The organism is Actinomadura macrotermitis, from assembly GCF_009604375.1.
Taxonomy (GTDB): Bacteria; Actinomycetota; Actinomycetes; order Streptosporangiales; family Streptosporangiaceae; genus Spirillospora; species Spirillospora macrotermitis.
Genome location: NZ_WEGH01000008.1, coordinates 34906 through 43933, shown reverse-complemented (window position 1 = coordinate 43933; position 9028 = coordinate 34906). Strand labels below are relative to the sequence as shown.

The window sequence follows — 9028 nt, the reverse complement described above, 5'->3', positions numbered from 1 at the left end:
TCGTTCGGTGGTTTTGGCGAAGGGGAAACACCCGGTCCCATCCCGAACCCGGAAGTTAAGCCCTTCAGCGCCGATGGTACTGCACGGGGGACCGTGTGGGAGAGTAGGACACCGCCGGACTCATATTGGAAAGGGCCCCGCCATTTGGTGGGGCCCTTTCGCATTCCCGGGGAAAGCTGAGCAGGCTTCCCTGATTCTTGTTCCGAGAGAAGGTCGGCGATGAATGCCGCACTCCTGTCCATGAAGAATGAGCTGCCTTCCTTGTCCCTTGCGAGAAGCGTGAGGTTTCCGTAGGTGGCTGTGCTCGCCCCTACACCTCGCCATGCATCGGCCTCCTGGAATCTCAGGCGGCTCGGCGATGGGCTACGCGTCTGCGCCCGCGGCATCCATCCCTCGAAGCCGGCACCGGGTCACCTCGCGCCGACTTACACCTGGCCGACCGCGAGACCTGCCGGGAAACTGCCTCCATCTCGCCGAATCTCTCGGGCCGACAACTCTGGAGATGGGTAGAGTTCGGCGCATATCGACGGGGAGGGCGAGCGATGTCCGACAACGCCAACGGGCTGTCGGCCGAACAAGCGGCGCGTTGGACCGCGCTGCTCGAGGAGTGCCGTCCGGTGCTGGCGAACGAGGGGATGGAGGCCGTTCAAGCCCTCTTGGCGGAGCGGGGCATGAGTACGATCCACGCGATCGCGATCACGAGGGCCTTGCTCGGCCAGCCGGAAACGCCGCTACAAGTGGCCATCGAAGCCGTGGCCGGCAGCGCTGCCCGGGCTGCCGTCATGAACGGATCACCCACCCGCGGCACCCCCACCCATGAGGCAGGCCCATGACCGAACTCGAACGAGTACTCGCCACGGCCCTCATGGACTTGGTCGTCTCGATCGACCTCACGGACGACGATGACATCGACCCCGGCGTCGCGACAACTCTCCTGGAACCGATCGCCGCCCACCTCGACAACACTTCGGCGCCGACTAGGCAGGCGCTGTCCACGCTGCTCACCGACATCGCCCAGCAGGAGACCAACCCCGTCCGGCGATCAACGGCTCTGGAGCTGCCCACCGCACTGGGCCTTATCTGACTGCCGCCGCTCCAGTCGGCGCAGGACCGCCTTGTCCGCCAGAGCCGGCCTGCTGATGGCGGCGGAGAGGCGAATGAGGAGATGTCCGCTGCTGCGTGAACGTGCTCTGGGCACTTCTGGGTGGCCGATGCCTCAGCGGGGCGGTCAGGTGGACCATCTGCACAGGCGGGCGTGGTTGATCCAGTATGTGGCTATGCGCTTTGGTCGGAGCAAGGGTGACAGCGGTGGGTTGACGCAAGAGGAGTTGCGGGTCGGGTACTCAGGGCGCTTCGAGGGCATCTATTCCAGGCATTGGGAGTTTCCTCGCTTTGAATTGGTGGTCCGTTCGCGGCGGCGGCGTCGCGAGGTGTTGCTCCAACTGGAGTCCGAGGCGGTGCCGTGGCCAGAGGTGATCGAGCAGGCAGCGAAGGCGAATCCGATAGGCTTTTCCCAGTACAGAGTCGTGGTCGACGCGGACATCGTCGAATACGGTCGGTTCGGTCATCGAGGCTCTCTGCGCTGGCGGCTGTCGGTGCGCCGCTGGGTGTCGGTGGAACCGCTGCCCTGAGGAGCGTCGTGGGTTTCGGCCAGGCGCTGGTGTCTGACACGGCGAATGCGCCCGCATCCGTAGCCGACGCGGCCTGGCTCCGGATTGCATGGTCAGCCCGACCTGCGCCTTTGGCGTGCCATCCAGATATGCCCGGCCAGGGCCGGTAGTGGTTCGGTCTCCATGCGATCCGGCCAATTCTCGTCGGCGAGGCCTGCGGCCACGAGCAGGTCACGCCGGTCCGCACGCCCCAGCGTCATTGCTTCATCCAGCCGACGCAGATCTCCCCGGGCAACCAGGAGAGCAGCCGCCTGAACGCGCTCGGCTTCCTCAGGGACGAGAGCATCGGTCAGGTCGGCCAGAGCCGAGAGCACCCGATCACGGTGTCCGGGAAAGTCGGCCTGGACACGGAGGTGAACACGCTCCGACACATCAGCCACACCTCACGCTCACATGCGTCCGGGCAGCGCACAAGTCCTTTGGACCAGCGCAGGGTCGCCGGTTGGGCTCTCGCGTTTCTCTGGTGAGCGATCGAGGGCTGCTGCCGCGCGATCGGGTTCATGAGTGCGACGTCTTCGACACCGATGAACTGCGGGTCGTGCCCGGTGGCGCCGGCCTGGGTCAGGCCGGGGTGAGGACGCAGAACTCGTTGCCCTCGGGGTCGGCCAGGGCGGTCCAGGGGATGTAGCCCTGGCCCACGTCGGCGGGGGCCGCGCCGAGGTCTCGCAGGCGTGCGACCAGTTCCGCCTGGTGGGCCGCCGAGGTGGTGGCCAGGTCGACGTGCACGCGGTTCTTCACCGTCTTGGGGTTCGGGTCGGCGACGACGTCGATGCAGACGGCGGTGGGGTCGGGGTAGGCGAAGCCCGCCGGCTCGAGGTCGGTCACGCCGGGGCCCTCGCTGGACAGGTCCCAGCCGAGCGCCTCGGCCCAGAACCGGCCGACCGCCGCGACGTCATGCGGACGGTCATCGCATTCGTGCGCGGGCCTCGGCGGCCCAGCGGGGGGCGTTCCAGCGGTCGGCGATGGCGGCGGCCTGGGCGAAGTGGGCGGCGGCCTCGTCGTCGCGGCCGAGGAGGACGGCCAGCTCGCCGAGGGTGTGGGCGACCGGGGGCAGCGCCACCGCCAGGCTCTCGGCGCCCGCCGGGGGGCCGTCGCGGTGCGGGAGCAGCGTCGCGTAGATCTCCCCGGCGGCGTCGCGGTCGTTCACGGCGATGATGACCATCGCCCGCAGTGTGGTGAGGAAGGTGAAGAAGAAGTCGGGGCGGATCGGGCCGCCCGACGCGTGGACCTCGCGGGCCTCGGCGTCCAGGCCGTTGGCGAGGAGGGCGAGCGCGAGCAGGTCGGCGGCCATGGGGCCGAGCGCGGCGTGCAGGGCGCGCACGTCGTCCAGGTGCGCGCCGAGCGTGCCGTCGTTCAGCCGGATCGTGGCCAGGGCGAGCGGGAGGAAGCCGGTGGCGTGCACCGATCCGGCGCGCCGCATGCCCTCGTCGGCCTTGGCGTAGCGGAGTTCGGCGTCGGCGGACCGGCCCTCGATGAGCGCCAGGGCCGCCAGCGTGATCTCGGCGACGGCGATCGCCTCGGGCATCCGGTAGGCGCGCGCGAGGACGAGGGCCTCGGCGATCACCTCGCGCAGGGTCTCCGGGTCGTTGGCGGCGGCGGCGACGCCGGCATGGTTGAGCAGCCCGGTGACGCGGTAGACCGGCAGGTCGTGCTCGACGCCGATCTCCACGAGCTCCCGGCAGTACCCGGCGTCGCCGCGGACCTCGCCCAGGATCTGCAGCGCCGCGGCCCGCAGCCGGGGCTCGGTGGCGAGGTCGAGCGCCTCCTGTGCCGCTTCCAGAACGGTCGGGTCGTCCTCGCCGATCAGCTCGTGCGCGTACGCCGTCAGGAGCCGGGACCGTACCGCGGGGGGCAGGTCGCGTTTCAGCAGGCGGCTCAGGCGGTCGACGACGGGCCGGTCCACCGTGCCGTAGGTGCGGGCCTGCCAGGGGGTCGGCTCGGTCCACGCGGTGAACGCGGCGATCATCAGGTCGTCGCGGCCCAGGGACTCGGCGTACTCCACGGCTTCGCGGCGTGTCTCGCGGGCGGCCGCGACGGCTCCGGCCCGGATCTGCGCGCGCAGCAGCCTGCCGAGCAGGTCGACGCGTTCGTCCGGACCGGTCGCGACGGCGACGGCGTCGGCGAGCAGGCAGGCCGCCACGTCGTGGGCGTAGCGGGCCTCGGCGAGGTCGGCGGCCTGGACGCAGTAGCCGACGGCCTTCGGTGAGCCGGCGCGCGCGTAGTGGTAGGCCAGCGCCGCGATGTCGCCGCTGCCTTCCAGGGCGCCGGCGATCCGGGCGTGCATCCGGGTGGCGCGCAGCCTGCTGACGTCGGCGACGAGCGTGTCCCGGACGAGGGCGTGGACGAAGCGGACGCGGCCGGGGCCGGGCTCGTCGAGGAGCCCGGCGATGACGCCCGCGTCCAGCGCGTCCAGCACGCCGTCCTCGTCGGTGTCGGCGGCCTTGACCAGGACGTCCACCGGGCTTTCCCGTCCGGCGACCGCGGCGAGCCGCAGGACCGACACGCCTCCCTCGGGCAGGCGCGCGAGCCGGCGGCGCAGCACGTCCCGTACCCCTTCGGGGACCTCCGAGAGGGCGACCAGCGCGCCTTCGCCGTTCAACAGCCGGGCGCTTTCGCGCACGTAGAACGGGTTGCCGCCGGTGCGCTCGGCGATCCCGGCGATGGTCTCCTCATCGGTCTCGCACTCGGTGCGCACCAGCTGCGCGACGGCCGCGCCGTCCAGGCCGGGCAGGGCGAGCCGCAGCGGGGCGGCGCGCGCGAGGGAGGCCAGCGTCCCGGTGAGGTGCTCGCTCTCGTCCGCGCGGTACGCGGCGACGACCAGGATCGGGGCGCGCAGGCCGAGGCCGCCGCCGAGCAGCTCCAGCGTGGCGGTGTCGGCCCAGTGCAGGTCGTCCAGCATGACGGCGACGGGGCGTTCCGCGGCGACCGCCGCGAGCCACTTCCACACGGCCCGGCGCAGGCGGAACCGTCCCGCGGTGGCGTCGGCGGTCACCGGCCCGGTGTCGGCGAGCAGCGGCGCGAGGTCGCCCGCGAACCCGCCCGGGGGCGTGGTCGCGGCGACGGCTCTGAGCGCCTCGGTCCAGGCCCAGGCGGGCGGCGCGCTGTCGACCTCGGGGCAGTGCCCGGCGGCGACCAGCCAGCCGTCGCGTTCGAGCCGCCTGCCGAGGTGGGCCAGCAGCGTCGACTTGCCGAGCCCGGCCTCGCCGGTGACGAGGGCGATGCGGGCCCCGTCGGCGGCGGCCTCGGCGGCGGCCGCGACCAGCGCCGACAGCTGGGCCTCGCGGCCGACGAACGGCGCCTCGGTGACCGGGGCCGGCCGCGGCGCGGGCGCCGGCGGCACGGTCGCGCGCATGACGTCGGTGCGCTGGGTGAGGATCGCCTCCTCCAGCGCCGCCAGGTCCGGGCCGGGGTCGAGCCCGAGCTCGTCGGCGAGGACGCCGCGGGCGCGGCGCAGCGTCGCCAGCGCGTCGGCCTGGCGGCCGCTGCTCCACAGCGCCAGGGCGTGCAGCCGCCAGCCCTCCTCGCGCAGCGGCTCGTCGCGGGTGAGCCGCTCGGCCTCGGGGACCACCGCGGCCGGGTCGCCGGCGCGCAGCCCCGCCGCGACGTGCAGCTCGGCGGCGACCAGGCGCAGCTCGTTCAGCCGGGCCGTCTCGGTGGCGGCCCACGGCTCGTCGGCGGCCTCGGCGAACGCCGGTCCCTGCCACAGCCCGAGCGCCTCGGCGAGCCGGGCCCGGGCGGCGCGCGGGTCGGTGTCCGCACGGGCCCGGTCGAGCAGGCCCTCGAACCGCCACGCGTCCACCGACTCCGGCGGCAGCCGCAGCGCGTACCCGGGCGCCGCGCTCACCAGCAGCCGGGCCGGCGTGCGCGGCGGACGTCCGGGCTCCAGCAGCCGGCGCAGGTTGGACACGTACGCCTGCAAGGACGTCAGCGCCCGCGCGGGCGGCTCCCCGCGCCACAGGTCCTCGATCAGCCGGTCGACCGGCACGACCTGCCCGCGCGCCGCCACCAGCAACGCCAGCACGCCCCGCTGCCGCGGCCCGCCGAGGGGGACGGGCGCGCCGTCCACCTCGGCGGCGAACGAGCCCAGCACCCGGATGAAGACCATGATCGGCACATCGTACGCGGGCGGCTCCAAGTCACTTCCAAATCCGTTCCAAACGGCCGGGAGCACTCTGAACCCGTCGAAAGGAAAGAAGCATGTCGCTGAAGAACGTCAACACCGTCCTGGCCGCCGCCGTCGTCCTGTTCACCTTCTACCTCGGGGTGTCCTTCCTGCTGGCCCCCGAGGCGGCCGCCCCGGGTTTCGGCCTGCCGCACTGGCCTTCGGGCGACGGCGGCGGCTTCCTCACCGTGAAGGGCAACCGCGAGAACGCGATGGGCCTGGCCATGGGCGTCCTGCTGGTGACGGGCCGGCGCCGCGCCCTCGCCTGGGTGCTGCTGGCGACGGCCGCCGCCCCGTTCGGCGACATGGTCACCGTCCTGGCCCACCACGGCTCCACGGCCGCCGCGTTCGGCATCCACGGCCTGACCTCGGCGCTGATCGCGGTCACCGGCCTGCTGATCCTCCGCGAGACCGGCAAGACCGGCGAGACCGCCGCCCCGCAGCCCGCCTGACCCGCCAGATCGCAACCTGAGGACCACTTGTGAAGAAGCTCTACTACGCCGCCCACACCTACATGATCATCGGGCTGGTCGGCGGCCTCTACTACCGCGAGCTCACCAAGCTGAACGACTTCACCGGCGACTCCCAGCTCGGGCTCGTCCACACCCATGTGCTCGCGCTCGGGATGCTCTTCTTCCTGATCGTGCTGGCGTTGGAGAAGGTGTTCACCTTGTCGGCCGGCCGGCTCTTCAACGCGTTCTTCTGGACCTACAACGCCGGCCTCGCCCTCACCGTCACCGTCATGACCGTCCGCGGCACGCTGACCGTCCTCGGCCACCCCACCCCGGCGATAGCGGCCCACATCGCCGGAGGAGGCCACATCGCGCTCACCGTCGGCCTGGTGTTCTTCTTCATCAACCTGGGCAAACGCATCGCCGGCGCCCCCGCGGCCGCCGATCTCGACGCACGGCCCCAGGCGACCGGGCGCTGAACGCGCGGACACGCCGACCGGCCCAGGCGTGCGCCGACGGCGACGGCGTCCTTGTGCGGATCACGGTCATCCGAATCGCGCCGGACGCGACGCCAATGATCCATGACATATAGACATAAATGTCTGCATGGCTTAGCTTCGCCGTGATTGCTCCCGGCGCAGGAGGATGATCGGACATGAAGCCCCACCTTTCCCACAGGCCACGTCGCCTCGCTCGGCGCGTGACCGTCGCCGGCATGGCGGCGGCCGCCCTGACCTGCACGATGGCGGCCCCGGCGGTGGCGGAGGACCACGCCGCCACGATGCAGGCGCTCAAGGCTTCCAAGACAGGGCCGGGAGCCGCGGTCTATGCCGGCGACCGCACCGGCTCCTGGTCCCTGCAGGTCGGCACCGGCCAGCTCTACTACGACAAACCGATCCAGCCCACCGACCGGTTCCGCGCGGCGAGCCAGACCAAGACGTTCACCGCGGCCGTGGTGATGCAGCTCGTGGACGAAGGCAAGGTCGAGCTCGACGCGCCGATCGGGCGTTACCTGCCGGGCGTCATGACGGGCAACGGCTATGACGAGAACAAGATCACTGTGCGTCATCTGCTGCAGCAGGTCAGCGGATTCCCCGAGATGAACCCTCCGGGGGCGATCACGGGCGGCACCATCGCGCTCGCGGATCTGGTCAAGTGGGCGGTGACCGGCCACCCCAGCACGGCGGAGCCGGGTGCCAAGGTCCAGTACTCCAACGCGAACTACTGGGTCGCGGGCCTGCTCGTCGAGAAGGTCACCGGCATGAGCGCGGCCGAAGCGATCACCAGCCGCATCATCACCCCGCTCGGTCTCACCGGGACGCGCTACCCCCAGACAGGGGACCTGAGCATTGGGGCGCCGGCCGTCCACGGCTATCTGGGAGGGTGGGCCGGGCCGTTCTACGCCTGGACGGACATCAGCAACTTCATCGGCTACGAGCCGTCCCAGTGGGCGACCGCCGGCGCGATCGTGTCCACGCTCAAGGACCTGTCCACTTTCTACCGGGCGCTGTTCGACGGCAAGGTCGTCTCCCAGGCGGCCCTCGCGGAGATGCAGAAGACCGTCCCCCTCGGAGAGGAGGGCTTCGGCCTCGGCCTGCGGCGGTGGGCGTTGCCCTGCGGAGGATATGTGTGGGGGCACAACGGCGTGTTCCCCGCCTACCTGTCGTATACCGGCGTGACCAGCACCGGCCGGTTCGTGTCCATGATGACGAACAACGGCGACTGGGCAGGGATGCAGAAGGTCCTCTACTCCGCGCTGTGTGAAGACGGCACGAGCTGAGGTCCGGCGGAGCGGCACGCGGCCATGCCCTGGTTCGCGTGCCGCTCGCGCCGGGCGGCAGCCGAGCGCGGGCTCGTACTCTGCCCGGACGGAGAACGCGACGACCTCGTCGACGCCGCGCTTGGTGCCCGACAGCGGGTGGTGGCCGGGAATGGTCCACGCGATGTCGTCGGTCAGCACCGCGCGCATCCCGTCCAGGTCGTACTCGGCGTAGGCGGCGAAGAAGGCCGCGATGGCCTGGATCTTCGGGTCCTTGTCCGTCATGCGGTTGCTCCTCTCATGTTGATCATCAGCGGGTCGAAGGGGCGCTTCCGTGCGCGGGCCGGCTGCTGCGGCGCGCCGCGACGAAGGCGAGGGCGCCGCAGAGGAACCAGGCGGTTTCGAGGGCGGCCTTGGCGGGCCCGGGCAGGGGATGGGAGGCCTGGGGCGCGCAGAAGGTGCCCCAGATCGCGATGAAGAGGGCGAGTCCTCCGCCTGTCGCACCCAGCCGGCGCGGCCAGGTGGAGCGGGTGAGGCCCCAGTAGACGGCGGAGGCGTAGACGGCCAGTTCGGCGGCGAACCAGAACAGGTCCAGGATCGTCACGTTCAGCTCCATAGGGCGGCGGTGAGCAGGTGGAGGACGGCGCAGAGGCCCGCCCCTGCGGCCATGCCGGGGTTGCGGCGCATGATGCCGAGGGCCGAATCGCCGATCTGGGCCAGACCGGAGACCAGGAGGAGGGGCGCCACTGCGGCCGAGGGGCCCCAGATGAGGACGAACGCGGTGGCCGCTCCGAGGGGGAGCGCGCGCACGGCGTACGCGCCGGCGTAGAAGCGCACGCCGGTGGTGGCGTCCTCGGACGGCCTGAGTCCGAGGGAGGGGCGGGCGGCGCCGGCGCCGGCGGTGCCGGCGGAGGCGACGGCGTTGAGCGCGGTCAGGGCGGCGTGCATCTGTTCTCTCCCAGAATCATTCAGGGTCTGAATCAAT

10 protein-coding genes, 1 rRNA gene and 1 pseudogene are annotated in these 9028 nt (G+C 71.6%); 7 read left to right on the top strand and 5 right to left on the bottom strand.

Features of this window, described 5'->3' with window-relative positions; genetic code table 11:
* Positions 1–3 precede the first annotated feature (3 nt).
* The 4 genes from rrf (at position 4) to ACRB68_RS39880 (ending at position 1631) form a co-directional block, all read left to right on the top strand.
* A 5S ribosomal RNA gene (gene rrf / locus ACRB68_RS39895) occupies positions 4–120 on the top strand.
* Positions 121–542: 422 nt separating this feature from the next.
* On the top strand, positions 543–833 hold the full coding sequence (locus ACRB68_RS39890; protein WP_153542243.1) for a hypothetical protein: 291 nt from the start codon (positions 543–545) through the stop codon (positions 831–833).
* On the top strand, positions 830–1084 hold the full coding sequence (locus tag ACRB68_RS39885; protein WP_153542241.1) for a hypothetical protein: 255 nt from the start codon (positions 830–832) through the stop codon (positions 1082–1084). Before ACRB68_RS39890 ends, ACRB68_RS39885 begins: the two co-directional genes overlap by 4 nt.
* Positions 1085–1232: 148 nt before the next feature.
* The gene (locus ACRB68_RS39880; protein WP_153542239.1) at positions 1233–1631 is read left to right on the top strand and encodes a hypothetical protein; all 399 of its coding nucleotides are present in this window, start codon (positions 1233–1235) and stop codon (positions 1629–1631) included.
* Positions 1632–1723: 92 nt separating this feature from the next.
* Here the strand turns inward: ACRB68_RS39880 and ACRB68_RS39875 are convergent, their stop codons facing one another.
* The 3 genes and pseudogenes from ACRB68_RS39875 to ACRB68_RS39865 all read right to left on the bottom strand — a co-directional run bounded on the left by ACRB68_RS39875 (position 1724) and on the right by ACRB68_RS39865 (position 5775).
* Positions 1724–1984 (bottom strand): hypothetical protein, encoded by a 261-nt coding sequence (locus ACRB68_RS39875; RefSeq protein WP_153542237.1) that lies wholly within the window; start codon positions 1982–1984, stop codon positions 1724–1726.
* Positions 1985–2237: 253 nt separating this feature from the next.
* Positions 2238–2564, bottom strand: a pseudogene (locus tag ACRB68_RS39870) (VOC family protein); the annotation flags it as partial.
* 10 nt (positions 2565–2574) lie between these two features.
* Positions 2575–5775 (bottom strand): AfsR/SARP family transcriptional regulator, encoded by a 3201-nt coding sequence (locus tag ACRB68_RS39865; RefSeq protein WP_153542233.1) that lies wholly within the window; start codon positions 5773–5775, stop codon positions 2575–2577.
* 92 nt (positions 5776–5867) lie between these two features.
* Here ACRB68_RS39865 and ACRB68_RS39860 point away from each other — a divergent pair, with 92 nt between their 5' ends.
* The 3 genes from ACRB68_RS39860 (at position 5868) to ACRB68_RS39850 (ending at position 8064) form a co-directional block, all read left to right on the top strand.
* Complete coding sequence (locus tag ACRB68_RS39860; RefSeq protein ID WP_153542231.1) at positions 5868–6284, top strand: DUF4267 domain-containing protein; 417 nt, start codon at positions 5868–5870, stop codon at positions 6282–6284.
* A gap of 29 nt (positions 6285–6313) precedes the next feature.
* Positions 6314–6763, top strand: coding sequence for a DUF2871 domain-containing protein (locus ACRB68_RS39855; protein ID WP_328595356.1), 450 nt, complete (start codon positions 6314–6316; stop codon positions 6761–6763).
* Between the two features lie 221 nt (positions 6764–6984).
* A complete protein-coding gene (locus ACRB68_RS39850; RefSeq protein WP_207710005.1) occupies positions 6985–8064 on the top strand; it encodes a serine hydrolase domain-containing protein in 1080 nt (359 codons plus the stop codon).
* A gap of 289 nt (positions 8065–8353) precedes the next feature.
* Here the strand turns inward: ACRB68_RS39850 and ACRB68_RS39845 are convergent, their stop codons facing one another.
* Together ACRB68_RS39845 and ACRB68_RS39840 are read right to left on the bottom strand one after the other, a co-directional pair.
* Complete coding sequence (locus ACRB68_RS39845; protein ID WP_207710004.1) at positions 8354–8647, bottom strand: YrdB family protein; 294 nt, start codon at positions 8645–8647, stop codon at positions 8354–8356.
* A gap of 2 nt (positions 8648–8649) precedes the next feature.
* A complete protein-coding gene (locus ACRB68_RS39840) occupies positions 8650–8991 on the bottom strand; it encodes a hypothetical protein (RefSeq protein ID WP_153542225.1) in 342 nt (113 codons plus the stop codon).
* Between the last annotated feature and the right edge of the window lie 37 nt (positions 8992–9028).

Excerpts from the sequence above, each read along its gene's own strand:
- ACRB68_RS39840 (WP_153542225.1), bottom strand. The coding sequence starts at position 8,991 with ATGCACGCCGCCCTGACCGCGCTCAACGCCGTCGCCTCCGCCGGCACC.
- ACRB68_RS39885 (WP_153542241.1), top strand. The coding sequence starts at position 830 with ATGACCGAACTCGAACGAGTACTCGCCACGGCCCTCATGGACTTGGTC.
- ACRB68_RS39865 (WP_153542233.1), bottom strand. The coding sequence starts at position 5,775 with ATGGTCTTCATCCGGGTGCTGGGCTCGTTCGCCGCCGAGGTGGACGGC.
- ACRB68_RS39860 (WP_153542231.1), top strand. The coding sequence starts at position 5,868 with ATGTCGCTGAAGAACGTCAACACCGTCCTGGCCGCCGCCGTCGTCCTG.
- ACRB68_RS39890 (WP_153542243.1), top strand. The coding sequence starts at position 543 with ATGTCCGACAACGCCAACGGGCTGTCGGCCGAACAAGCGGCGCGTTGG.